Origin of the sequence: Haloarcula regularis, assembly GCF_029338315.1 — an archaeon.
Lineage (GTDB): Archaea > Halobacteriota > Halobacteria > Halobacteriales > Haloarculaceae > Haloarcula > Haloarcula regularis.
In genome coordinates this window covers 370764-395693 of record NZ_CP119794.1, presented here as the reverse complement: position 1 = coordinate 395693, position 24930 = coordinate 370764, and the positions used below count along the sequence as shown (strand labels likewise).

Here is a 24930-nt window from a genome sequence, read left to right as displayed (position 1 = left end):
TATCGTCAGAATAACGCTCCGACACCGGGACTTCCCCCCGCCGGAGTGTCGACCCTGTTACAGGTATCCGAGCGCACGGAGTCGTTCCTCGGCGCCGTCTTCGTCGGCTGTCTCTCCCGCCCGCTCGTCCGCGGCGACACCCTCGACGATGTCGCGGCGCGTCTCGCTCTCGACGACCAGCCACGGGACGGTGACGAGCGCGTCCGCGTAGACCGACGGCGGGTGCCCGTACATCCGGAACGGGACCGGGCATGGGGTGGGCCGCTCGCCGACGAGGTTCCCGTGGTCCGAGGTCACCACGGTGCGGCCGCCCAGCTCCTCGAGCAGGTCCGCGACGTGCTCGAGGGTCAGCTGGAGGTTCTCGTTGTACCCCTTCCAGAGGTCGGCCTCCGAGACGACGCCGCGCTGGAGGAGGTCCCAGACGTTGTGGTGGTCGCTCTCGGCGGTCTCGCCGGTTGCCTGCCGCTTCGAGAGCTCGATGCCGGCCTGATCGTCGACGAGCGTGCGGCCGAACTCCCCGATGAACGGGTAGTGTGGCTGGACGAAGTGGGCGATGATGCGTTTGTCGGGGAACCGCTCCTGGGCCTCGAGGGTCGCCGCCACCATCGCCTCGGGGCGGACGGTGTTGAAGTCCTCGTCCCAGGCCGCTTTCCAGACCGACACCGTCTCGTAGAACGGCGCATCGAGGTTGACGTCGACTTGGGGGTTGGCCGTGACGTAGACCGTGTCGTCGAACGTCTGCCCAGCGAAGTTCCGCTGCAGGAATTCGGCGGTGTTTGACCCCTTCGAGACCCGGCGTTGCAGGTCGCCCTCCAGGGTGTTGTGCGCGGCGAACATGTCGTAGCGACACGCGTCGAGGATGAGGAGGTTGTCCCACTCCTCGTCCATGACGTCGATGCCGTCGTTGCCGTGGACGTACCGGAAGTAGGGCTGGACGAGCGTGGCGCGGACGGCGAAGGGCATCGCTATCTCGCGCCACCACGCCGGGTCGTCCCAGTGGTTCCGGAGGTTCGTCCGGACGATGTCTATGTCCATTCAGGTCCCCCCGTCGCGATGGCGTTCCTCTAAGTACACGGATATCGCGTAGGCCATCCAGGCCTGACACCAGCGCATCAGCGTGAACCGCTTCGTGTAGAAGCGGCGCTTCTGGTAGTAGAACTGCCCCTCGCCGGCATAGAGGTTGGCGAAGACCCAGTCCAGTATCTTCCGGGCGACGGTGAACTCGCCGGCCTTCGAGAAGACGATGATGCCCTGCGTGGCCGCGTGGATGTCCTTCGGGTAGGCCTTCTGTTCGTCCCAGTTGGGCGCGCCGTTGGCGTCGAACAGGTACTCCCGGTGGAAGTCGAGCGCCCGCTCGATGGTCTCGCGGTACCGGTCGTCGCCGACGACCTCCTGGTACCGCTGGTACGCCTCGAGGACGAACCCGTTGTGGTGGTTGTCCATCGAGAGGTGCGACGCCGAGGGAGGATCGCGGTACTTCCAGCCCCCGATGTCGGCCTGTTTGGTCGCGATGTAGTCCAGGAGTTTCTGTGCCCGTTCGAGGTAGACGGGGTCGTCGAACGCCTCGTAGAGGTCGACGTGGATGCGTGCCCCGAGTGCGCCGCCGTTCAGCGTGTAGAACTCGCCGTCGAAGAGCGGCTGGTAGACGATTCGAGCCCCGCCGTCGAACTCGGTGTATTTCAGGTCCTCTGCGACGAAGGACGCCGCCGACCGGGCGACGTCGCCGTACTCGTCGTCGTACGCCGCTGCCCGGAGGAGCGCCTTGACGCCGTAGGACGTCGGGACGACGTTGGGCGTGTTGGCCGGCCGGCGCTCGTCGAGTTGCTGCATCTCGTGGGTGTGCCCGCCACAGAACCCGGCGTAGCCCTCGGCTCTGTTGTCGACCAGCCAGTCGACGAGCGCCCGCGACTCCTCGCGGTACCGCTCGTCGTCAGTGAGCGCGTACGCGGTCTCGTTGGCCATCGAGAACAGCGCGGTCCCCTTGAAGTTCTGACGCTGTTCGACCAGCAGGAAAGGCCTGACGTTCACCGGTGCGCGCTTGATGCTCTCCTGGACGGCGATGTTGACCCACTTGTTGTCGACGGGAAGCGCCTGGAGGACGCGGCTGCTCATCCCGTCGAAGTAGTCGTATCCGGTGTAGTCCCGCTCCCGGGCGTACTCGAGCGTCTCGAGCATCACCTGGAGCAAGAACGCGTCGTCGGCCGCTAGGTCGTCGCGGTGTGCCGTGTCGTGGACTCGCCGCTCGCCGTTCGAGCGGGCGGGCGCTTCCAGTCCGTCCCCGCTCATCTGTCGGCCTCCAGGTCGTCGACGAGGCCCTGCGTGAGCGAGACGACTTCGTCTCTGACCGTCCGGGCGCGCTCGCGACTCGGCGCTGCGTCGGCCGCGTCGAGGCCCGCGAGGTACGCGCCGATCTCGGGGACGTCCCGCGAGTGGAACACCCGGCCATCGTCGACCAGCTGCTGGTCGACCGAGAGCAACGAGTTCGGGAAGAACGACACCGCGGGCGTCTCCATACAGGCCGCCTCGCGGGCCATCGTCCCCGACCCGGTCATCACACACCGGGCGTGCCAGGCCAGGTCGAGGCCGTTCAGCGCGTTCGGCGGCGTGTACACCCGGTCGTCGGGGAAGGCGTCCGCGTACGTCTCGTCGCCGCGTGACCGGGGCAGATAGACCACGTTGAAGCCACGGTCGACCACTTCAGCCAGCAAGCGCGGGACGATAGACTGGTCGACGTCGACGTAGGCCGCGGTCATCGCCTCGGGTCGGACCACGACGTACTCGTCGAACGGGAGCGTATCGAGGAACTGCGGGGTCGGCTCGAAGTCGGCCACGTAGACGTGCTCCTTGAGGCCGTCGTAGGTGTGAATCGACCCGCTGCTGGCCCCCCAGCGCTTGAGCTCCCAGGTGTCGAACGCGGCGGGCACCACGTTGTGGGTCGCCATCGCCTCGAGGCGGTTGTACAGTTCCTCCGCCCGGAGGCCGTCGACGTGGGCCGTGATGTCGTTGTCGGTGAAGTGGATGGAGGGGATGCCCTGCGCCTTCGCCGCGAGGATGCACATGGCGTTTCGCGAACAGAGCGCGAGGTCGGCGTCGGGCGCCTGCAGGCCCAGCTGTGCCGTCCGGAGGGGAATCCCGAGTTTGCGGACCGTCGGGTTGTCGAAGTCACGGCCCACCGTCCGGACGTCGAACCCGACCTCTCGGGCGAGTGGCACCGTCTCCGTCTTCTTCCGGACCGTCACCGTCGTCGTCATCGGGTCGAGGCCGTCGACCAGCGCACGGAAGAAAAACGGGTGGGAGGGACTCACGAGGTCCACCCACGCGTGGGACTGCCGAGGGGCGGAGGACCCGACGCTCGCCTCAGTCGCCATCGGCACCTCCACCCGCCGGCCGGCGGCCGGACCGGTCGCTCGCACCACTGGGAGGCGACGACTCGGCGACGCACCGCTGTGTGACTGGGACGTGCTCTACCCGACGTTCACGGCTGCCGTAGTGCCTGTTCACTCTCATGTCTCGGATGTGTCAACAGGAACCGTCTGTGGGCTTTGTTATGGCCGGCCTGTCCCTGCCGAACCTGTCGGACGGCGGGCTCGTCCGGCCGGTGTCCGTGTCATGCCACCGGGGCGGAAACCACCAGTAGGGCCCGTCAACGACCGGATGCAGTCCGTTCGGTGAGCTTCGTCGACCGGTACCGGTACTCTCCCACCGGCCATAGTGACGGTAGCGGACGCTCGACCCGCCCGGAGGGTCGTGCCGTGCCGTCACGGGGCGGTAATCGTCGTTTTCGGTGATCGGGTGAACGGGGACCGTGACGGCGCCGACGACCGCAGGCGGGTACGGACACGAGCCAGCGCGCTGGGACCGAAGTTTCGCGGGAGGGCGGCCGAACACCGGCTGCCACGTCGGTCTGTGAATCCATTATCCCGACCATAACAATACCCCGGTCATCGAAAGTGAGTCCCACATGGAAGCAACACCCAGACCGAGCGGGTCGTCTGCCATACGGCAGGCGGTCCGCTCGCAGGGTCGCCCGGCGCACGGGTCGTGGACGCACGCGAAAGAGTGTGTATCCCAGTCTGTCGCCGGTCTACGGTATCGGTCGTCGACGAGTGTCGCTGCCGGCCGCCGCCCGGGCGACCGGCCGTCGCCGGGAGCGGGCGGACCGTCGAGGGGGTACTGACATGGGTCTCCGCTCGAAGCTCAGCAACCTCGTCAACCGTCTGATTCCCAGCGGGGGCGTCGCCGAACGCGCCGTCAAGAGCGGTATCTGGATGGCCGGCCAGAACGCGTTCGGCCGGGCGCTACAGCTGGTCATGCTCATCATCCTCGCGCGCCTCATCGGGCCCTCCGAAGTGGGGCTGATGGGTATCGCCCTGCTCACGCTGAGCGGGGTCCGGAAGTTCACCAAGATGGGCCTGAACTCCCAGCTGATCCAGCAGGTCGACTCGAACGTCGACAGCTATCTCAACACGACCTGGCTCTTAGAGATCGCCCGCGGCGTCATCATCTTCTCGGTGCTGTTCGCCGCGGCCCCGTTTATCGCCCAGTTCTTCGACACCCCGCGTGCGGCGGACATGATCCGCGTCATCGGGCTGTCGCCGCTCATCCTCGGGCTCCAGAACCCGGGCGTGGTGTACTTCTCGAAGAACCTCGATTTCCACAAACGGTTCGTCTACTACCTGTCGGGACAGGTCCTCCAGCTGACCGTCGCCGTCGGCTACGCGCTCTACGAACCGACCGCCTGGGCGTTCATCATCGGGTTCGTCAGTGGCGACGTGATGATGCTCGTGCTGTCGTACGTCCTCCACGACTACCGCCCGTGGCCCTCGTTCGACCGGGCGAAGGCGGGCGAACTCATCGACTACGGGAAGTGGCTCACCGCTTCGTCGATCCTGTACTGGCTGTACAGCGAGGGCGACGACGCGTTCATCGGGTGGCTGCTGACCCCGGCCGCGCTCGGGTTCTACCAGTACGCCTACCAGTTCTCGAATGCGCCGGCGACCGAGATCGCCCAGGTCGTCTCGAGCGTGATGTTCCCGGCGCTCTCGAAGCTCAAGGAAGACACCAGCAAGCTCCGTGAGGGGTACTTACAGACGCTGCGGGTCACCGCGTTCGTCTCGTTCCCCGCGGCGATGGGGATCATGATAATCGCGCCGAGCTTCGTCAAGGTGTTCCTGGGCCCCGAGTGGGAGACGATGATCCCGGTGATGCAGATACTCGCGATATTCGGCCTCCTGCGCGCCATCTCCAAGACCTTCGGCCCGCTCTGGAAGGCCATCGGCCGCCCGGACTACATCACGAAGCTGAGCGCCATCCGCGTGGTGCTGCTCGCGATATTCATCTGGCCGGCGACCGAAGCCTACGGCATCGTCGGCACCGCGCTCGTGGTGACCGGCATCTTCATCTTCCCCATGATGCCGATGGACATGTACATCACGGTCAAGGCCATCGACGGCACCTTCACGCAGGTGCTCCGCGAGCTGTTCTACCCACTCGTCGCGAGCGGGACGATGGCCGCCGTCGGCTGGTACGCCGCCTCGGTGCTGGACCTGCGCCCGGTCTTCGAACTCCCGATGCTCATCGTGCTGGGTGTCGTCGTCTACGGCGCCGTGGTCATCTTCCTCGAGACCCAGTTCAACTGGGGCGTCCGGCAGAACGTCCAGACCGTCATCTCGAGCATCAAGGCCTGATTTCGGGCGCTACCCTCCCTGAAAGCGGCGGTAGTCACCATTGAATTAAACCGATCGACAGTCACTGGGAGCATAATGGTACAGCGAGATATCGTCTGGATCTCCCTCGAGAGCGTCCGACAGGACCACACCACCATCGGTGGACACGACAGAGACACGACGCCGAACCTGGCGCGACTCGCGGCCGACCCGCGGGGGGCGGCGTTCGGGAACTGCTTCTCGCACGGCATCTGGACCCGGACGTCGAGCACCTCGATACTCACGGGGCGGGCGCCGGTCGACCACGGCGTCCTCGCGTTCGACTCCAAACTCAGTTCGGAGGTGGCGACGATACCCGAGCAGCTGGCCGCGGCCGGCTACCACACCGCCTGTATCTCGCCCATCGCGCAGGTTAGCGAGGCGACGGGCCTGGACAGGGGGTTCGACGACTTCCACTATCTCAACTACGACACCCTCCTGCAGGAGGCCGGCCCGGTGACGATGGCGAAGTTCCTGAGCAACCTCAACCGCCACTCGGCCGGGCTGACGACCGATACGAAGAAACACTGTATCGGCTACCTGGGAACCGAGATCGCCAAGCGGCACATCCGGCAGGCCGAGACGTCGGACGACCCGCTCTTCCTCTATACGCACATCGGTGACAGCCACCACGCCTACTACCCGCCCAAGGGGTGGCGCACCCAGTTCGAGGACGACCTCGAGCTCTCGCTGGAGGAGGCGCTCGCCGTCTCGCTGGACATGTCCGACCGGCTGGTCGAACACATCGCGAACGGGGCGTCGTTCACGGACGCCGAGTGGAACGCCATCGAGGTCATGTACGACCAGTGCCTGCTCTACGTCGACCATCTCGCCGGGACTATCGTCGAGGAGGCACGGCAGCGGCTCGACGACCCGATAATCGTCGTCACGTCGGACCACGGCGAACTGCTTGGTGAACAGGGTCTCCTCGCGCACATGCTCGTGGCCAACACCGCTGTCTCGAACGTCCCGATGGTCGTCTACGGCGTCGACGGCCTTGCGGGCAGCGACGAACTCGTCCAGCACGCCGACGCGATGCGGATGGCGCTGAACGAGTGTGGCCTGGAGATACCGGTCCCGGCCGGGTTCGACCTCAGGGAGACCGAGCGTCCGTTCGCGGTCACCCAGCGGGGCGGGAAGCGAGCGGCCAAGAAGGTCCGCCAGCTCAAAGAACAGCGGCCGGACTACGACGGGTCGGCGTTCCCCGAGGGCGACCTGACCAGTCTCAGGACCCGGGACTTCCGGTACCAGCGAAGCGACTCCGGGGAAGCCCTGTTCCGGCTCCCCGACGAGGTGGTGGACGTCTCCGGGGACCACCCCGACGAACTCGAGCGGATGCAGGCACGCTGTGCCGAGTGGCTCGACGAGCACTCACGGACGCGCGCGTCCGAGGGGGAAGCGGCGTTCTCGCGGAACATGGAGCGCCAGCTCAAGGACCTCGGCTATCTCTGAGGACGGCCCGGCCCGGAGAGACGGGGACTACCGACCGACCGCTGACGGCTGTTCGGGCCAGTAAGGTGCTCTTACTACAGAGCGAGTCCGGTTGAGAGTCCATCGGCTGATGGAGGATAGAGCTGTACTTCTGGTTGATATCGCGCCGACTGGTACGTAAACGAGATTACCTGGCTCGCAACGTGGGGGTCAGTGGAGTGTATGCTAGAGTAAGCTGGGAAGAACGGCTAATTAAGGGCCTATTAAGTCTCGGATACAGCGATGGACGACGAAACACCACCGCAGAAAGATGTCCCTACCGGGACGGAACGGACCGACGCAACCCCCCGCGGAGCGCGTGAACGAGAATCGACGCCCCCCGACGCGGAGGCGGGAGAAGCGCCAGACGAGGCGGCCGACGGTCGCTGGAAACCAGACCTTAACCGGCGTGATTACCTCCGACTCGGCGCCGCCGCGGTCGCCGTCAGTTCGACGGGCATCGTCGGGAGCGCCGCCGCCGCGACGGAACGCTACGGCATCCAGTTCGGGACGGTCGTCGACGCCGTCGACGACCTGGGGATGGACCCAAACGGGAACGACCCCATCGACTCGGCGCTCGAGAACACCCTCAGTGACGGGAACGTTCTCATCGAGTTCCCGGCCGGCGACTACTACTTCGAGAGCACGAACACCTTCGGGTCGCCGGACAACTGGGGGATCTGCGGGCTCGGGTCGACCCCCGGCGACGTCCGCTTTTTCACCGACGCCGGCGAGGGCAAGTTCTTCCTGAAGACCAACGGCGGCAGCGGCCAGCTCGTCGAGAACGTGACCCTCGACTACAGCTCCGACAACGACGGGAGCCTCGGGATGGTCATCCGGGGTCCGGACGCCATCCGGGTCCAGGACGTCCACTACGTCGGGTTCAATCCGGTCAACGAGGCCGGCGCCGTCAACAACCTCGTCCCGATGGCCACCGACCCGAACGGCTCGGCCGTCATCGACGGCGTCAAGCGCACCGGCCCGACGGACATCGTCTCGCACGGCCACCTCGACGGCAACTCCAACGAGGGCCCCGTCTGGCTGGGCGAGCGCCACGAGGGGTCGATCCTCTTCCGGAACTGCCACTTCGCGAACACGGGTACGAACGCCGTCTACGCCTCCCGGACGCCCGGGACGGTCCACTACGAAAGCTGTCTGTTCGAGAACAACAACCAGACGTCCATCCGCATCGGCGGTGGCGGCGGCGACCAGAACACGATCCGGGACTGTACGTTTCTCATCGACACGGAGAACGCAGACCCGGACATCGGCGGGGAGTTCATCAACCCGCACGGCGTCATCTGTGAGACAAAGCGCGTGACGCCCGGGCCCATCCTCGTCGAGAACTGCGAGTTCATGTACAAGAGCGGTCCCGACCGCGGTCGGTGCATCTTCGTCGACGGCAACGCCGGTCCCCTCGAGATCCGGAACAGCCGCGTTCGCTCGGAGGTGTCGGCCGTCAACGCCGTCTACGCGCGCACCGACCCGCGGTGGGGCGACCCTGCCCCGGACCAGAGCATCGACGTCATCGACAGCCAGTTCTCCGGCGCTGGCGAACTGGAGGTCGTCGGCGGGCGACCCGCTGTCATGGACGGCGGCTGTCTCTCGTCGCCGGTCTCGGGCGTCGACGTCTACGACAACGTCTCGCGGGACGCCTGCGAGATTCCGGACACCTCCGCACCCGCTGATTCGACCGATGAGGAGACCACCACGCCCGAGGAGGAGGAGGACACGACGACCACGACGCTGGACAACCAGGTCACGGTCACCGGCACGGGCACCACGACCAACTACCAGTACGCGGTCAGCGGGACCGTCGAGGCGACCGGCGACATCGAGGACTGGGACACGGTCAACGAGTCGTCCGTCGACGCCTGGATCACCAGCGACGGCACCAACGACACCTACACCTACTCGAAGGCGATCGGGAGCGTCGAGTTCGTCGAGGGCGAGGCCGAGGTGTCGGTCAACGGCGTGCAGGTGGACCCGGCGACGCTGAGCGCGGACTCGGCGTACCCCAATACCCTCCAGATCGTCGGGGACGGCACGACCACGAACTACGTGGCCTCTGTCTCCGGTGAAATCGTCGACCACCCGGCCTTCGGCACGTCGCTCAGCCAGTACGATACGGTCGACGGCGGCACCGTCGACGGCTGGGTCACCGACGAGATGGACGGCCTCCAGTTCTCTGGCCAGCTGGAGTCCTTGGAGTTCGTCGAGGGCGGCACCACCGTCTACCTGAACGGGTCCCAGATAGACCCCGCCAATTTCGACGGGACCACGAGCGAACCCGCGCTGACCGTGACTACCGACGCCGTCAGCGACGTCGGCAGCACGTCGGCGACGCTCGACGGCACGCTCTCCGACCTCGGTGGAGCCAGTTCAGCCGACGTCGCCTTCGAGTACCGGCCCGTCGGCGGGTCCTGGACCGCCACTGCGGCCCAGACGCTGTCGGCCGCCGGGTCGTTCTCGCAGTCGGTCTCGGGGCTGAGCGGTAGCACGGACTACGAGTACCGGGCGACGGCCACCGCGTCGGACGGCGACGCGGCGACCGGCGGTACGAAGACGTTCACCTCGGGCGAGGCCACGACGGACTCCCCGCCGGTGGTGAACCGCTTCAACGTCTCCGAGGCCGGTCGGAACGACCCACACGCAGAGATCACGATCAACTGGGACGTCTCCGACGTCGACGGCGACCTCGACACCGTCTCGATCGAGATCGCCGACGACTCCGGGTCCGTCGTCCGCAGCACGTCCTGGACGTTCAACGGCACGAGCACGGCCTCGGACACCGACGAGTATCGCTTCAAGAAGGGCGGCGGGGTCGACTACACGGTGTCGATCACCGTGACCGACCTGGCGGGCAACTCCGTCACCGACCAGACAGTCGTCTCGTCGTAACCGCCACCGCCGGTCGGGTCAGCCGTCGACCCGAGACGGCGTGGCGCTCACCGAGGCAGACCCGTACGATTCCCCATCGCTTTTCGAACTCCACCTGGTCAGAGGTATCCGAGGTCAGCGAGGCGGTCCTGGACTGCCTCCTCGCTGACGTCGGCGTCCTCGCTGGCGGCCGCGTCGGCGGTGATCTCCCTGCGCGGCCCGTTCTCGTAGACGAGCCACGGGACCGTCACCAGCTGCTCGGTGTACAGTCCCGGCGGGTGGCCGTAGTCGGTCACCGGCAGCGGCGCGGAGCGCTCGCCGATCATCTGCCCGTGGTCGGCCGTCACGACCGTCTTACCCTGTAACTCGGTCATGAGCGCCTCGACGTGCGGGAGCGCCACGTCTAAGTTCTCGCGGAAGGCGGCCCACAGCACCGCATCGGAGATGCCCAGGTCGCCAGTGAGCGCGCTGTCCCACTCGAAGTTCAGCTGGTCTAAGTCGAAGTGCTGCCGGCCCGTCGGCCCGATGAACGGGTAGTGGGGCTGGAGGAAGTGGACGACGAGGCGCTTGTCGGGATACGTCTCGGCGGCGTCCAGCGCGAACTCGCGGACCGTCTCGGGAAGCACCGTCCGGTACTCCTCGTGCCACCCGAAGTCCTGCCAGACGTTGATCACGTCGTGCAATTGGGCGTTCAGGCGGTCCCTGTTGCGGTAGTACATCGGACTCGCCGTGACGTAAACGGTGTCCCGGAGGTCGCGATCGGCGAAGTTCGATTTGAGGAACTCGCTGGTGTGCGAGCTCTTCGAGATGCGTGACTCGAGCGTGCCCGGCAGTGAGTGCTGTTCCTCGAACATGTCGTACCGGCACGCATCGAGGATGAGGAGGTTGTCCCAGTCCTCCTCGAAGACGTCGATGCCCCGGGGATTCCCGGTCTGGCGGCCAAGCCGGGTGTGATAGAGGCGGTTCACCTCACGGACGGCCAGGCCGGGGTTGGCCATCCCGCGCAGCACTTGCTGAAAATCGTACATGGGCGTCCTTTCCGATATCTATGCATTGTTATTGTCTCGATACACCCCCGAAACCGGCAGCCGGGCGTCGGCGTGGCCATTTAGTCTACCGATAACAATGTCTGACGACGGCAGTACTACCGGTATCCCCCAGCGGGCCGACTCGAACCGGCTCGTTCCCCGGGACTACTTTGCCATGATACGACGACGGACGCACCTACCGATACTGCTCGCCTCGACGGTACTACAGCCCGACGCACCGACGACGCGGCGGAGTCCGTCGGCCGTGGACCCCACGAGTCATATCTGGACGGTGAGTGCCCGATGACCGGCGTCGCCGGCGGGTCGACCGGGTCGACGCCGCTCGACTCTCTGCTCGAGCCCATGCACGAGGAATCCTGGTACGAGGTCGACGCAGTCGACTTCGGCGACCTGGGTGTCGCGCTCGTCCACCACGGACAGAGGGACCCCGGCGGAGGACTGACGTGGCACGACGACCACCGTGCGGGCGTCGTCTACGGGGCCATCACGAACCTCGACGACCTCGAACTCTCCAGCGAAGGCCTCTTCGAGGCGGTCCTCTCCCGGCCCGACGAGACGCTGGCCGCCCTCGACGGCCCCTTCCTGCTCGTCGCGCTCGACCGGGACGCCGACCGCATGGTCGTCGGGACCGACAAGCTCGGGACGCGTCAGTGCTTCTACACCAGCGACGGCCCGTTCGCGTTCGGTTCGAACCTCGCCACGCCGCTCGCGGCGGTGTCCGGTCCGACCATCGACGCCCAGGGCCTCAGCGACATGCTGCTCATCGGACAGGTCTGGGGTGAGAAGACCCTCGTCGAGGAGATATCGGCGCTCCCCGCGGCGTCCGTCCTCGAATACGAAGGCGGGATCCGCGACGTCCGCTCGTACTGGCAGTTCGAGTTCGAGACCGGCCCGCAGGACGACCCGATGGCGCCCATCGTCGAGGCGTACCGGCAGGCCGTCGCGGACACGTCCGCCACCATGGACGGGTCCATCGGCCTCTGGCTGTCGGGCGGCCTCGACAGTCGGACTCTCGCCGGCGAACTGTGCGAGCACTTCGATACCATCACCACCTACACCTACAACGCCAACCCCTCGAACGGCGGGAACAGGCGCATCGCGCGCCAGATATCCGAGCGCCTGGGCGCGCGCAACGAGGAGGTCCCGCTCACCCCGGACCGGTTCGTGGACGTCTTCGACGACGCCGTCACGCTCACCAGCGGCATGCTGACCTGGCGGACCTTCCTCAACCTCACCGCCGTGTTCAACATCGAGGACCCGGCCGACGTCGTCCTTGAGGGCTGTGGCCAGGGGACCATGCTCGGTGGCGGCCTCAGCCAGGACGTGCTCAGTCGCTACGACACCGTCGAAGAGTCCCTCTACCAGGAGAAACACCAGAGCAGTCGGCGCGACGTCCGACGGCTGCTGGCCGCCGACGTCGATCCGATGGCGACCTACCGGAGCGTCGTCGCCGACTCGACGGCGCCGGACTCGGTCGGGAAGGCGCTGGACTGCTACTACCGGAACTACATGGCCCGCGGCGAGTTCGCCAGCAACCCGCTGGCCCGGAGTCAGGTCGGGAGCCGCATCCCCATCTGTACAAGCGGGTTCCTCGACGCCGTGAGCAAACTCCCCCTGGAGTACCGCGGCGATACCATTCCGTTCACCGGCGGCACGATTCCGGCCGGCACGTCACGCGGGAAGCTCGAACTCGCGCGGCGGCTGGATTATGGGCTGAACGGCATCCCCTACGAACGGACCAAGATGCCCCCGAGCCGTCCGCTCTGGCTCCACGTCGTCGGCTTCGTCGTCAACACGGCCACCAAGCGACTGCTCGGCAAGAACGCCTACGGCGGGCGACGCCTCCAGCAGGTGTGGTACGAGGACCACGACGAGATGCGAGCGATGATCGACGGCCTCCTCGACGACGCGTGCGAACGCGAGGTGTTCGACGCGGACGCCATCGAGGCGCTGCGGACGGCCCACTGGAACGGCGAGGCGAACAACCTCGGGCCGCTCGCGGCGCTCTCGACGGTCGAACGCTGGTTCCAGTTGCACCTCGATAAATTCGACCGACAGCGAAACGCCCGTCAGACCCACTGCCAGCGCCGGCACGGCCGAGTGACCGGTCGCTCGACACCTATCCTATCGAAGTCTTGAGTTTTCGCCGGAGTCCTTGCGCCGGCTTGTACGTCAACGGTCCGCCCACCGCCAGCAGGAGGTACAGGTACGCCTTCGGGGCGAGCGGGTCGTACCTGATCGCCCGGCCGAACGTCCGGACAGCCGTCGCGTAATACCCGTTTCGCAGCGCGGAGGACCCGAGCGTGAGCGTCAGCGTCGAGACGAAGCGCCGCTCGGTTCCCCGGCCGAACCTGGCGGCCAGCGGGCGGTGTTTCTCCAGCAAGAGCGGGTACGAGACGTCTCGCTTCGCCTCGAAGTCGTCGGTGATCTGGTCGTGTGAGGTGACCCGTCGCGTGACGACGGGCTCCCTGAGCGACGCGTATTCGCAGTTCGTCGAGAGGCGGATGTGCCACTCCAAGTCCTGCCAGCTGGGCAATTGCTCGTCCGGGAGACCCGTCGCGTCGATGACGCTCCGACGGACGGTAAAGCGGGAGAACGAACCCGCCCGGACCGTCCCGCGGAGGATGCCCTCGGTCACGTCCCCCTCGGCGTCCGGGACGACCCTCCCGAGTTCGTCACCTTCCTCGTCGACGATGCGCGTCCCGGTCATGACGACGCCGACGTCGGGGCCGGACGCCTGGAACACCGAGACCACGCGCTCGACCAGGGTCGGGTCCCAGTAGTCGTCGTCGTCTAGGAAGGCGACGAACTGGCCGCTGGACCGTTCGATGCCGGTCCGGCGGGCGGCGTTCCCACCCCGGTTTTCGTCGTGGCGGACGACCTCGGCGCGAGCGAGGTCGTCGAACGAGACGTCCGCGAGGAACGGTTCGACCGGGTCGGGGGAGTGGTCGTCGACGACCACGAGCTCGACCTCGGGGTACGTCTGGTCGACGACGCTCCGGACGGCGTCCGTCAGAAACTCCGGGCGGCCGTACGTCGGGATGACGACGCTGACCAGCGGTGACTCGGTGTCTGTCTCCATCACTCGTCAGTTCCCGACGAACCACTTTGTTATGATACGTCTGTTCCGCGCCGTCTGTCGCTTCGTCTGTCACTCGGCCGACGGCGCGCCGTCCGCGATGGACTGCATGTCCCAGAGATCCGACATCGTGACGACGGGGACCCCGAGGTCGTCGATGAACTGCATCGTCTCCTCGAAGGCCGCCGTCGCGACGTGGTCCGTCGAATCGCCGACCGTGCGGTACATGATGGGGACGACCTGACGGTACTTCTGGGCGAGTTCGACCGTCTGTTTCGTCGTCTCCAGGTCAGCACCGTTGACCCGGCTGACAGACAGTGGCCCGGTCAGCTGCCCGCTCGGGCACCGGCCGCTCCAGAGGCCGAGGTAGTGGTACTTCGAGACGATGTCGAATGTCGTCTTCGTCACGCGCCCGAAGGGGAAGGTGACGAATCGGGCGCCGGATTCGAAGCCGTTGTCGACGAGCCACTGCTTGGCCCCGCGCACCATCGCGTCCTGTTCAGACCGGACGAAATCCGAGAGAGCGGACTCGCCCTGCGGAAAACTCACGACGTCCCAGCCGGCGCCCTGCAGCGCCTGCAGCTGGGTGAGGTCGATACGTTGCTCGGTGCCGACGAGGCGCGGGATGACCCCTGCGACGCCGGGGACGTCGTACTCCTGCATCACCGGGAACGCGTTCTCGTACTGCGACAGCGACATGTCGTCGAACGTGATGAGGACGGCGCCTTCGTCGAGTTTCGGCGTGACGCGCAGCTCGTCGATGCGGAAGTCGGCCTCGCGTTCGTCGCCGACCCACGACTGGACGCGGATCTCGCGGACGTCGGTCAGGTCCGGCGATCCGACCTCGCTGGTCGCGCCGAAGTCGAGCCGCAGCCAGCCGTCGGTCTCGTCCAGCGGGCGCCACATGTCCAGTCGGTTCTGCCGGTTCGGGGCCATGAGCTGCAGGCGGAGGTTCGAGACGCGCGTCTCGCCGGTGCCCGGGTGGACGGCCATCGAGAGGTCCCAGTCGCTCAGGTCGATCCCGTCCTCGAACGACCGGCCGATCCACGTCCGCACCTCCGATTCGGTCGCCGTCAGTCGGGCCGACTGGCCGGGGTACGGTGACTCGCCGCCGGCCAGCGACCCGTCGAAGACGTCCCAGTAACTGAGGTTGCTGAAGTCCTCGAGGAGGCGCCCCTGACAGCGAGCGCGCTCGCGGCTGTCGAGCTCGACGGTCAGGGGACCGGTCGGCCCCGACCCCGTCGCCGGTGAGCAGCCGTCGTCCGTGCCGACGGGGCCGTCACGAGCGTCGCCGTCGGTCGGTTCCTGGTCCTCGCTACCCGCGCCCGGGCTCGAGTTCGCCGGCCGCACGAGACAGCCCGCGAGCCCTGTCAGCGCTATCGCGCCGGCCTTGATGGCGGTACGTCGCGAGATTGGGGACCCGTTCATTTGGTATCGGGTGTCTCCCCGAACGGTTTGTACTGGCCTTGCTAATATCCGGTAGGAGGTGCCTATTCGGGTATCGGCAACGGAACGGCCGTGGGCCACGGCGACGGTTCCAGCGCCGTCCGACGACCTGCGGCGGGCCTGTCGGTTCGACCATCTCCGGGCGACCGGGCGATGCGATGCCGGCCGCTCGTACGGGCCTGTACGCGGGAGCATAGTACGACCATAACAAAGACGAATATCCACAAAGTGGCGCTACAAGATGGCTATCGTAGATTACGTGCGGGCCGGTGGGGCCCGGGAGCGGACCGACGAATCGGGTCGTGAGGCTGGGTTCGACGCCGACACGCGAGGAGGGGACCGTGGGCGATAGCATCCGGTCCCTCGTCGCGCAGCTCGCGGACGTCTGGCTGATCGTGGGCCTGCTCGCAGTGGCCAACGTCGCGTTGCTCTTGCTCCCCTCGCCCGTTCGACTGTTACTCGCCGGCGTCTTCCTGTGTCTGCTGCCGGGCTACGCGCTCACGACGCTCGTGTTCCCGGCACGGCGCGGGCGGCAGACGGCGAACCCGTTCAGGCAGAACTTGAACGACGGCGTCCTCGGCGAGGGCGAGCGGGCCGCTCTCTCGCTCGGGCTCAGCGTCGCGCTCCTCCCGCTGTTCGGCATAGGCATGGCCTTCTCCGCCCTCCCGCTGACTGTGCAGAACATCCTGCTCGTCGTGACGGCGTTCGTCGTGGTGGCGCTGGCCGGTGGCACCGTCCGCCGGCTGCGGACCTCGTCCGACGCACGCTACAAGGCCCCGTTCTGGTACTGGCTGGGCGAGGGTTACCGTGGGTTACAGGGCAACACCGTCGACGTCCTTCTCAACGTCGGGCTGGCAGTGGTTGTCATCGCGGCGATGAGCACCTTCGCCATGGCGCTCACGACCCCCCAGGACGGCGTCACGTACACCGAGGCGTCGCTGTTGACGGAATCACCCGATGGGAAGCTGGTGGCAGGCAACTACCCCACCGAGCTCGGTCCCGACGGCCGGGCCGACCTCGTCTTGCGCGTGTCCAACCACGAGGGCGAAGACAAGGTCTACACCGTCGTCGTGCAGTTACAGCGACTCGAGGCGGGGAGCGAGGGCGCACGAGCGGTCACCGAGCGGTCCGAACTCCTCCGTGAGGTCCAGCGTGTCGAGAGCGGCGAGAGCTGGGAGTACGACCACACCGTCACGCCCACGCTGTACGGCGAAGACCTGCGGGTCGCCTACCTCGTCTACGCGGGCACACCGCCAGCGAACCCGACCACCGACAACGCCTACCGGTACCTGTCGCTGTCCGTCGACGTCACCGAACCCGCCTGATTGTCCGGTACCCGGTACGATATCGAACGCGACGCTTTTCAGCGAACAGCGATTCGGAGACGGTCGTCTCGACCATTTGAGTGCAGCTGTCACAGTTACGTGGACCGTCGACGCGACGGATCGAGAATCAGTCGGCCAGCAGTTCGCCTTCCTCGACCATCGACTCGAGGGGGTTGTCGGCGATCTCGAGCGGCAGGTGGACGCGCGTCCGCCGGCGCGAGGACTCCCAGCAGGCGAAGATGAGCTCTGTCGCCTGCAGCGCGTTCGACGCCGAGAGGGCAGATTCGCTGTCGGCGTCCACCGCGTCGACGACGTCGGCGATGGCCCGGTCGATCAGCGTCGGAGTGCGAGCGCGCTCGGCGCTCACCATCGGCAACCGGGCGGCGACGCGCTGTTTCGCGGCCTCGACGAGCGACCCCTTCGGGCCGTGAACGGTGTCGCCACCGGTGTCGAGCGTGCGCCACCCGCCGTCGGTCCGGACCCGGAGGGGAGCCTCGTCCCCGCCGATCTCGATGACGCCGTCGCTGCCGACCAGGCGTAGCAGACACGAGAGCATGCTGTCGTCGCCGGTCGCGGCGAGTCCGTAGACGCCGTTCTCGTAGCGCCACTGCGCGATAGCCATGTTCTCGTTGTGGGCGCCAAACTGGACGTTCTCCTCGGAGTAGTCGAGGCCTGCCAGCACCCACTCGGCCCGTGCCTGGTCGGTGAAGTAGCCACAGAGGTCAAAGAGGTGCGACCCGAAGTCAAAGAGGTTGTCGCCGCCGATCTCGATCCGTTCAAGCGTCCCGATGGTGCCGTCATCGAGCGCCTCCTTGGCCTTCGTGAACGGGCCCGCGAAGCGGCGCTGGTGGTTGAAGGTCAGTGTCACCCCGCGCTGGTCGCACGTCTCGACCATCTCCCGGCAGTCCTCCCACGTCGTACCCATCGGCTTCTCGCAGTGGATGGCCCGGACGCTCTCGCCCCGGGCGACCTCCATCACGACGGGGGCGTGGACGTGTGGCGGGACACAGACGCTGACGATGTCGGGTTCGACGGCCGCCAGCATCTCCCTCGCGTCTTCGAAGACGTTCCCGGCCGGGATGTCCCAGCGCTCGGCGAACTGTTCGGCGTTCTCCCGGACGATGTCGGCACAGCCGACCAGCTCACACGCGTCCAGTCGGGCGTACGCGCCGGCGTGTCGGTACGCCATGGCGAACCCGTCGGTGTCTGGATTGTCCGGGTCCGCACCGGTCCCCACGATTGCAACCTTGTAGGTCATCGGTGAACCAGTGTGGCCGAGTTCACAAGGTTAGAAGCCGCGTACTGTCGGCCGCCCTCGCGTCTCGGATTCACTCCGACAGTGGTGAGTGGGAGCGTGCTCGCGACCGCGTCACAGCGAGGGGAGCGAAACGCCGTCGGCGACGACATCGGGCGGTACGCGCTGGCTAATTATCTGTCCCGGCGACTCACGATCAGTACGAGACGGGGCCTAGCTGGACTGTGCACGCGCTGGCGCGAGCGTCGGTCCGCGGTCCCGACCACGAACCATGAGCGAAACCGAACGACAGCAGTCCCGGACGAAGTTCAGACACGAACAGATCGACGCGAACCCACCGTGTTCCCGCCTCGGGTTCTGTCTCACGACAGACCTGACGGGGAACGGCCTCCCCGACGTGATCGTCGGCGGCGCCGGACAGGGGTTCCCCGGCCGCGATTTCGTGGCCCAGCTCGACCGAGACACCCCCCTTCCGGTGGAGGCGATGCTCGATCTGGTCGGGGTGGAACACACCAACCTCTTCTGGTACGAGAACCCCGGGTGGGAGCGCCACGACGTGGCCTTCGCCCCGAACCTGGACGTCGGCGCGACGCTGTGTGACGTGACCGGCGACGGGCGGCAAAACGTCGTCGTCGGCCAGGGCATCAACAACACCGACGTCTACTGGTTCGAGATGCCCGACGACCCCCGCGAGCCGTGGACGCCTCACCTGGTCACCGACACCTTCGAGAAGTACCACGACCTGGCGGCCGGCGACGTCGACGGGGACGGTGTCGACGAACTCGTGGGTCTCTCCCAGGAGTCCGAGACCGTGTTCTACTACGACATCCCGGAGGACCCGACAGTCGAACCGTGGCCGGAATCCTGTCTCCACATCGTCGACCGGGGCATCGAGATCGAAGGGCTCCGAATCAGGGACATCGACCACGACGGTCAACACGAGATCATCGCCGGCACCTACGTCTACCACCGCGACAGCGGCGCTGCGACCGGGTGGCGTCGCGACCCGGTCGTCACCGGGTGGGACGACACGCGGGTCGAACTGGCCGACCTCGACGGCGACGGGGACCTCGAAGTGATCTTCTCGGAGGGGGACTCCCCCACTACGGTACCCATCCTGGCCGCGTCGCGGTCTTCGACGGGCCGGAGTGGACCGGAACAATCCTCGAAGACGGTCTCTTTTGCCCCCACACGCTGCAGGTCGCGGACTTCGACGGCGACGGGACCCCCGACATATACGTCGCCGAGATGGGGCTGGGCGAGAACGACGACCCGGTCCACCTCCTGTTCAGGAACCGCGGCGACGGGACCTTCGACAGGGAAGTCGTGTCCAGGGGCATCGAGACCCACGAGGCCGTCGCCGTCGACATGACGGGGGACGGCCGGATAGACATCGTCGGGAAGTCATACGCGCCGGATCACCACGTCGACGTCTGGTACAACGAGAACTGACCGGTAGACGGACCCCTATTCTGCGGACGTCGTCGGATTCTCGCGGGTGGCTCGACGCTCGAAGGGAGGCACCCCGGAGTCCAACTCGGGTGCGTCCTTCCCCAGCAGGTCGAGGACGCCCCTGATGCGGCCTGCAGTCCCGGCAAGCTGGGCCCCGGCCTTGACCAGCGATCCCCTGAGCCCCGCACGACGTAGTACTTCGGGTTCAGCGCGCCGAACACCGTCATCGAAACGACCTCGCGCATCGAGTAGCCGACCTTGCGCCAGTAGTACGGATGCTGTGTCTCGAGGTTGTACATCTTGCGCCAGTAGCCGGGGACGCTGTCGGCGTAGGAGTGTGTGACCACCAGGTCTGGGTCGTAACGGATGTCGAACTGGGTCCGCACCCGTGCGGCGAGCTCTTTCTCCTCGTGGCCCCAGCCCATGTTCTCGTCCCAGCCGCCGACTGCCTCGAACACCTCTCTGCGGACACCCATGTTGTTGCCCCAGAACGTATCGACGTAGCGAGGTTCGTCACCTCGGTTGTAGTGGGCCGTGAAGTGACGCGCGAAGATGTCCGACCGCGGGTGGACCGTCCGCCCGGAGTACGCCGGCTCTTGCTCGAGCGTCTCGACGGCCCGTTCGAGGTAGTCCTCGCGCGGGAGCGAGTCGTCGTCGAGGAAGACGATTTTGTCCGCCCGTGCCTGTCGTATCCCCTCGTTCCGTGCCTTACAGACTGGATAGTCGTCACGGACGACCACCTCGTAGTCGTCGTACGTCCCCCGTTCGAGATAGTCCACCACGTCTAACTCGTCGTAGGACTGCAACGTCGCCACGACGACGCTTACCGAAACCATTGAAATCTTCGTTCGAAAGCTCGACACTGTCAGTATTTATTATACGTCCCTTTCCACCCTGAAATCACCGCCGTCCCGGCCGGGCAGGTCGGCGACATGTAGTGATTAACAATACGTCGACTCCGGGTAGCCCTCCGCAATGGCTGACCCATCGCCCGAGTCGCTGCTCATCGTCGGACCGTGTCGGCAAGAGACCGGCGGCGTCTCACAGTTCCTCCGGGGGCAGGCAGACGAGCTCAGTGACCACCTCGACGTGACCGTTTACAACACCAGCGTCCCGGCCGGGAGCGACGCCCTGGACGCCGGCGGGTTCGCGAAGGCGCGTTGGCTGGTCCTCGCGGCCCTCTCGGCGCTCTCGCGAGTGGTGCTCTTCCCCCTGTATCTCGACGCCGACGTCGTTCACGTCCACGCGTCCTCCCGCGTCTCGTTCTACCGGAAGTCGATATACATCCTGCTGGTTGCGCTCCTCCGTGACGCCCCCATCGTCGTCCACATCCACGGGTCGGACTTCGACGACTTCCTCGCGGAGGCCGGGCCGGGCCGGCGGGCGTACATCCAGTTCATCTTCGACCGCTGTACCGAGGTCGTCGTCCTCTCGGAGTACTGGGCGACGGTCCTCGAGCAGGAGCTGACCCTCGAGTCCGTCAGCGTGCTCCCGAACCCGGTCCAAGCCGAGGACTTCGCCCCGGTCTACGGCGTCGACCCCCCACGGATCGTCTTCGTCTCGAACCTCATCGACCGCAAGGGCGTCGAGGAGTTCGTGACCGCGGTGCGCCGCCTCCTGGACTGGGCGGACCTCGCGTTCACGGTCAGCATCGCCGGGAAGGGACCGCGGTCGGACATCGTGACGGACCTGGCAGCCGAGTTCGACGCCGTCGAGTACCACGGGTTCGTGAGCGAGCGGCGCAAGCTCGAACTCCTGAACGAGGGGTCGATATACGTCCTCCCCACGTACGCGGAGGGGCTCCCCATCTCGCTGCTCGAGGGGATGGCCGGCGGGAACGCCATCGTCTCGACGACCGTGGGGAGCATCCCCGAGGTCGTCGGCCCGGGGAACGGTATCCTGGTGCCGCCCGGCGACATCGACGAGCTTTGCGAAGCCATGGAGTCACTCGTCCGCGACGACGACAGGCGGACCGCGATGGCCCGGACGAACCGGGAGACTATCGAGGCCGGGTACACCTGGGACCACATCACCGACCAGCTCCTCGCGACGTACGACCGGCTCGTGACCGGGGGTGGCGCACGGTCCGGCCGGGTCACCGTCGATGCCCAGGTGACCGACTGATCGTGGGTCCGATTCAGCACGTTACAGCGAGGAGAGAAGGAGGTCGTTATCCGGACCGACGACCCGAAGAGAGTGACTAACCCGTCACGAGGCGACCATGTGCCGGGGCAGACGCGAGGGTCCTCGACGGGTCGTTCCACCCTCGATACGGCGGATCGTCGCGACGGCTCCGTCGCTGTTGCCCGGGAAACCACCCACCGCCCGGCTAGCAAACGAATGCTACTCCGACACAACTATTAGAAATTTGAATAGTAAGTAGACGACCAGGTGGTAAAGAGACCGAACCGACGAAAGGAGTTGCTTCCAGCGATCTGTTTTTCACGCCCGAATCGATAAGAAACAATTTACAAAGCGGATATACCGGGTCTTCAGGCCTGTGAGCACACACATCGCGTTCGTCCTCGGGACCAGACCCGAGATAATCAAACTCGCCCCGGTAATCAGAGCGTGTGTCGACGGAGACGTGCCCTTCACGGTCATCCACACCGGACAGCACTACTCCGAGAAGCTCGACGACGTGTTCTTTACCGACCTCCAGCTCCCCGAACCCGACTACAACCTCGGTGTGGGGTCCGGGACTCACGGCGCCCAGACCGGGCAGATGCTCGTCGAGATCGAGCAGATCCTCCTCGACGAGGACCCGGACGTCGTGCTGGTCCAGGGCGATACGAACTCCGCACTGGCCGGTGGCATCGCGGCGATGAAACTCGACGTCCGGCTGGGACACGTCGAGGCGGGCCTCCGTAGCTTCGACCGCGACATGCCCGAGGAACACAACCGCGTCCTCGTCGACCACGCCGCAGACCTCCTGTTCCCGCCGACCGGCGATTCGGCCGAGCGCCTCCGGGAGGAGGGCATCCCCGCCGACAGAGTCAGCGTCACCGGCAACACCGTCGTCGACGCGGTCCTCCAGAACAGAGACATTGCCGCGGACCGCAGTACCGTCCTCGAGGACCTGGGTGTGGCCGCCGGCGAGTTCGTCCTGCTTACGGCCCACCGGCCAGGCAACGTCGACGACCCGGAGCGGTTCGCCCAGCTACTCGAGGGCGTGAACCGGTACGCGGAACTGACCGACAAGCCCGTCCTCTACCCGATTCACCCCCGCTCCGAGGCGAAGCTCGAGGAGTTCGGCCTGACGGTGCCCGAACACATCCGGTGCATCGAGCCGCTGAACTTCCTCGAGTTCCTCCACCTCGAGGACACCGCCTCGCTCGTGTTCACGGACTCCGGTGGCGTCCAGGAAGAGACGTGCATCCTCGGGACCCTGTGTCACGCTCAGGGAGAACACCGAACGCCCCGAGACGCTCGAGGTCGGGTCGAACGTGCTCGCCGGTCCCGAACCGGAAAGCATCGTGGTCAACGCCTTCGAGATGCAGACCCGTGACACCGACTGGGACCTCCCCTTCGGCGACGGCCACGCCGCGGCCCGCATTCTGGCGGGATGTGGCATCGAGACGGCAGTCACCTCGGAGGTGCGGGCATGACGAGCGTCGCCGTCCACGGACTCGGGTACGTCGGTCTGCCGACCGCCGCGCTCTTTGCCAACGAGGGGTTCTCCGTCGTCGGCGTCGACACAGACCGCGAGCGCATCGAGATGCTCCGTGAGAGCGCGCCGCCGTACAACGAGGTCGAACTCGAGGCGTACGTCCAGCAGGCGCTGGACTCGGGGCGCCTGTCGCTCCAGACGACGGCTACAGAAAGTGACTACCACCTCATCTGCGTCCCGACGCCGTTCGACGAAGACGCCGAGCGCGCCGTGCTCACGTACGTCGAGCAGGCCGCCCGGAACGTCGAACCCCACCTCCGCGAGGGCGACACGGTCATCCTCACCTCGACCTCGCCCCCGGGGACGACCGAGCATGTCGTCGGCCCCGCGCTCGAGATAGGCGGCCTCCGCGCCGGCCGGGACTTCCACCTGGCGCACTGTCCCGAGACCATCCTCCCGGGGAACATCCTCCACGAGATCAAACACAACGACCGCATCGTCGGCGGTATCGACGACGACTCGACCGAGTCGGCCGCGTGGCTGTTCGAGTCCGTGACCGAGAGCCACGTCCACCGCGCTCCCGATCCGACCACGGCGGAGTTCGTCAAACTCACGCAGAACACCTTCCGGGACACGAACATCGCGCTGGCCAACGAGCTCGCGAAGGTGGCACGCGACTACGGCGTCGACGTGCGCTCGAGCTTCGACCTCGCCAACACCCATCCGCGCGTCTCGTTGCTCACCCCAGGGCCGGGGGTCGGCGGCCACTGTTTGCCTGTCGACCCCCACTACCTGGGCCAGAACTCCGACTCCGTGGACCTCATCGAGTGTGCTCGCGACGTCAACGACGGGATGGTCGAGTACGTCTCCGATATGCTCACGGACGAACTGGGGAGCCTGGCCGGCGCCAACGTCGCCGTCTTCGGTCTGGCGTACAAGGGAAACGTCGACGACGCCCGCAACAGCCCCGGCGAGCGCTTCGCCAGGACCCTGTTCGAGGAACCGCCGCTCATCACCACCGACGGGTGAGCAGAGTCTCGACGTCCGCGTCTACGACCCGTACGTCACGACCTCCGAGTTCGAGCTCTCGGACTACGAGAGCGCACTCGCCGACGCCGACGCCGTGGTCATCACCACGGACCACGACGAGTTCGCCGACCTCTCTCCGGACGACCTCCGCGACCGGATGCGGGGCAACCTCGTCATCGACACGAAGTGGGTCCTCGACGCCGAGGAGTGGGCGGAACACGGCATGGACGTCGAACAGCTGTAACGAAGGTTTTCAGGACCGCAGTCGTCCAGTGACGAGACGCGCTGTGAGCGATTGCTCCACCCCTGCGGCGCGAGCGTGGCCGACGTAGATTCTGACGGCCGAGTCACGGCGACGTGTCTCACGGGAGCGGAAGCACAGACCGGTAGAACGCGGTGAGGATTCCGATCCCCGGGTTCACGATGTCGGCAGCAGTGCCTCCGTACCACCGGCTGTCGTGGTGGTGGGACCGAGCAGGAGATCTCCGGACCGGGCCGGTCGTCGTCGATCTCGATCACGTCCGCGATTCACTCCCGGACACTAGCTCGACTGTCGTCGCTCGTGTTTCGACGGCACGTCTGACTCGAGGCGGCCACCACAGAGAGCGGCTTCCAACCAGCACAGCGGCT

At 66.4% G+C, this 24930-nt stretch carries 15 protein-coding genes and 3 pseudogenes; 10 read left to right on the top strand and 8 right to left on the bottom strand.

The window, feature by feature from the left end; translation table 11 throughout:
• Window positions 1–57 precede the first annotated feature (57 nt).
• Genes P1N55_RS02080 through P1N55_RS02070 form a run of 3 tightly spaced genes read right to left on the bottom strand, consistent with a single transcriptional unit; the run spans window position 58 to window position 3368 of the window.
• Window positions 58–1035, bottom strand: a complete 978-nt coding sequence (locus tag P1N55_RS02080) for a hypothetical protein (RefSeq protein ID WP_276277367.1) — start codon at window positions 1033–1035, stop codon at window positions 58–60.
• Window positions 1036–2286 carry an antibiotic ABC transporter permease gene (locus P1N55_RS02075; protein WP_346429990.1) on the bottom strand — a complete coding sequence of 417 codons (1251 nt, stop codon included), beginning with the start codon at window positions 2284–2286 and terminating at the stop codon, window positions 1036–1038.
• Window positions 2283–3368: a DUF354 domain-containing protein gene (locus tag P1N55_RS02070; RefSeq protein WP_276277366.1), complete on the bottom strand. Its 1086-nt coding sequence runs from the start codon at window positions 3366–3368 to the stop codon at window positions 2283–2285. Before P1N55_RS02070 ends, P1N55_RS02075 begins: the two co-directional genes overlap by 4 nt.
• An 810-nt stretch (window positions 3369–4178) precedes the next feature.
• On the opposite strand from P1N55_RS02070, the gene P1N55_RS02065 reads away from it, so the two are divergent.
• From P1N55_RS02065 to P1N55_RS02055, 3 genes are all read left to right on the top strand, one after another.
• Window positions 4179–5687 (top strand): lipopolysaccharide biosynthesis protein, encoded by a 1509-nt coding sequence (locus P1N55_RS02065; RefSeq protein WP_346430022.1) that lies wholly within the window; start codon window positions 4179–4181, stop codon window positions 5685–5687.
• A 75-nt stretch (window positions 5688–5762) separates the two neighbouring features.
• Window positions 5763–7157: a sulfatase gene (locus P1N55_RS02060; protein ID WP_276277364.1), complete on the top strand. Its 1395-nt coding sequence runs from the start codon at window positions 5763–5765 to the stop codon at window positions 7155–7157.
• Window positions 7158–7418: 261 nt separating this feature from the next.
• On the top strand, window positions 7419–10076 hold the full coding sequence (locus P1N55_RS02055; protein WP_276277363.1) for a hypothetical protein: 2658 nt from the start codon (window positions 7419–7421) through the stop codon (window positions 10074–10076).
• A gap of 98 nt (window positions 10077–10174) precedes the next feature.
• Here P1N55_RS02055 and P1N55_RS02050 read toward each other — a convergent pair whose 3' ends face one another.
• Window positions 10175–11083 carry a hypothetical protein gene (locus tag P1N55_RS02050; protein ID WP_276277362.1) on the bottom strand — a complete coding sequence of 303 codons (909 nt, stop codon included), beginning with the start codon at window positions 11081–11083 and terminating at the stop codon, window positions 10175–10177.
• 303 nt (window positions 11084–11386) lie between these two features.
• Between P1N55_RS02050 and P1N55_RS02045 the strand changes: the two genes are divergently transcribed.
• Window positions 11387–13243: an asparagine synthase-related protein gene (locus tag P1N55_RS02045; protein ID WP_276277361.1), complete on the top strand. Its 1857-nt coding sequence runs from the start codon at window positions 11387–11389 to the stop codon at window positions 13241–13243.
• Here the strand turns inward: P1N55_RS02045 and P1N55_RS02040 are convergent.
• Both P1N55_RS02040 and P1N55_RS02035 read right to left on the bottom strand, forming a co-directional pair.
• Window positions 13224–14186 (bottom strand): glycosyltransferase family 2 protein, encoded by a 963-nt coding sequence (locus tag P1N55_RS02040; protein WP_276277360.1) that lies wholly within the window; start codon window positions 14184–14186, stop codon window positions 13224–13226. The two genes, P1N55_RS02045 and P1N55_RS02040, sit on opposite strands and share 20 nt — an antisense overlap.
• A gap of 69 nt (window positions 14187–14255) precedes the next feature.
• Window positions 14256–15611, bottom strand: coding sequence for a polysaccharide deacetylase family protein (locus tag P1N55_RS02035; RefSeq protein ID WP_276277359.1), 1356 nt, complete (start codon window positions 15609–15611; stop codon window positions 14256–14258).
• Between the two features lie 320 nt (window positions 15612–15931).
• Between P1N55_RS02035 and P1N55_RS02030 the strand changes: the two genes are divergently transcribed.
• On the top strand, window positions 15932–16954 hold the full coding sequence (locus tag P1N55_RS02030) for a DUF1616 domain-containing protein (RefSeq protein ID WP_276277358.1): 1023 nt from the start codon (window positions 15932–15934) through the stop codon (window positions 16952–16954).
• A 127-nt stretch (window positions 16955–17081) separates the two neighbouring features.
• Here P1N55_RS02030 and P1N55_RS02025 read toward each other — a convergent pair whose 3' ends face one another.
• Window positions 17082–18212 (bottom strand): Gfo/Idh/MocA family protein, encoded by a 1131-nt coding sequence (locus P1N55_RS02025; RefSeq protein ID WP_276277357.1) that lies wholly within the window; start codon window positions 18210–18212, stop codon window positions 17082–17084.
• A gap of 268 nt (window positions 18213–18480) precedes the next feature.
• Here P1N55_RS02025 and P1N55_RS19555 point away from each other — a divergent pair.
• Window positions 18481–19661: pseudogene (locus P1N55_RS19555) on the top strand (FG-GAP repeat domain-containing protein).
• On the opposite strand, the gene P1N55_RS02015 reads toward P1N55_RS19555, so the two are convergent.
• A complete protein-coding gene (locus tag P1N55_RS02015; protein WP_276277355.1) occupies window positions 19628–20497 on the bottom strand; it encodes a glycosyltransferase family 2 protein in 870 nt (289 codons plus the stop codon). The pseudogene P1N55_RS19555 and the gene P1N55_RS02015 overlap by 34 nt on opposite strands.
• Window positions 20498–20636: 139 nt before the next feature.
• Between P1N55_RS02015 and P1N55_RS02010 the strand changes: the two genes are divergently transcribed.
• The 4 genes and pseudogenes from P1N55_RS02010 to P1N55_RS01995 all read left to right on the top strand — a co-directional run.
• A complete protein-coding gene (locus P1N55_RS02010) occupies window positions 20637–21785 on the top strand; it encodes a glycosyltransferase family 4 protein (RefSeq protein WP_276277354.1) in 1149 nt (382 codons plus the stop codon).
• A gap of 376 nt (window positions 21786–22161) precedes the next feature.
• Window positions 22162–23269: pseudogene (gene wecB, locus P1N55_RS02005) on the top strand (non-hydrolyzing UDP-N-acetylglucosamine 2-epimerase).
• Complete coding sequence (locus P1N55_RS02000; protein ID WP_276277353.1) at window positions 23266–24300, top strand: nucleotide sugar dehydrogenase; 1035 nt, start codon at window positions 23266–23268, stop codon at window positions 24298–24300. The pseudogene wecB and the gene P1N55_RS02000 overlap by 4 nt, the downstream one beginning before the upstream one ends.
• A 64-nt stretch (window positions 24301–24364) precedes the next feature.
• A pseudogene (locus tag P1N55_RS01995) lies at window positions 24365–24544 on the top strand (UDP binding domain-containing protein); the annotation flags it as partial.
• Between the last annotated feature and the right edge of the window lie 386 nt (window positions 24545–24930).

Excerpts from the sequence above, each read along its gene's own strand:
- P1N55_RS02080 (WP_276277367.1), bottom strand. The coding sequence starts at position 1,035 with ATGGACATAGACATCGTCCGGACGAACCTCCGGAACCACTGGGACGAC.
- P1N55_RS02075 (WP_346429990.1), bottom strand. The coding sequence starts at position 2,286 with ATGAGCGGGGACGGACTGGAAGCGCCCGCCCGCTCGAACGGCGAGCGG.
- P1N55_RS02070 (WP_276277366.1), bottom strand. The coding sequence starts at position 3,368 with ATGGCGACTGAGGCGAGCGTCGGGTCCTCCGCCCCTCGGCAGTCCCAC.
- P1N55_RS02065 (WP_346430022.1), top strand. The coding sequence starts at position 4,179 with ATGGGTCTCCGCTCGAAGCTCAGCAACCTCGTCAACCGTCTGATTCCC.
- P1N55_RS02060 (WP_276277364.1), top strand. The coding sequence starts at position 5,763 with ATGGTACAGCGAGATATCGTCTGGATCTCCCTCGAGAGCGTCCGACAG.
- P1N55_RS02055 (WP_276277363.1), top strand. The coding sequence starts at position 7,419 with ATGGACGACGAAACACCACCGCAGAAAGATGTCCCTACCGGGACGGAA.
- P1N55_RS02050 (WP_276277362.1), bottom strand. The coding sequence starts at position 11,083 with ATGTACGATTTTCAGCAAGTGCTGCGCGGGATGGCCAACCCCGGCCTG.
- P1N55_RS02045 (WP_276277361.1), top strand. The coding sequence starts at position 11,387 with ATGACCGGCGTCGCCGGCGGGTCGACCGGGTCGACGCCGCTCGACTCT.
- P1N55_RS02040 (WP_276277360.1), bottom strand. The coding sequence starts at position 14,186 with ATGGAGACAGACACCGAGTCACCGCTGGTCAGCGTCGTCATCCCGACG.
- P1N55_RS02035 (WP_276277359.1), bottom strand. The coding sequence starts at position 15,611 with ATGAACGGGTCCCCAATCTCGCGACGTACCGCCATCAAGGCCGGCGCG.
- P1N55_RS02025 (WP_276277357.1), bottom strand. The coding sequence starts at position 18,212 with ATGACCTACAAGGTTGCAATCGTGGGGACCGGTGCGGACCCGGACAAT.
- P1N55_RS02015 (WP_276277355.1), bottom strand. The coding sequence starts at position 20,497 with ATGGTTTCGGTAAGCGTCGTCGTGGCGACGTTGCAGTCCTACGACGAG.
- P1N55_RS02010 (WP_276277354.1), top strand. The coding sequence starts at position 20,637 with ATGGCTGACCCATCGCCCGAGTCGCTGCTCATCGTCGGACCGTGTCGG.
- P1N55_RS02000 (WP_276277353.1), top strand. The coding sequence starts at position 23,266 with ATGACGAGCGTCGCCGTCCACGGACTCGGGTACGTCGGTCTGCCGACC.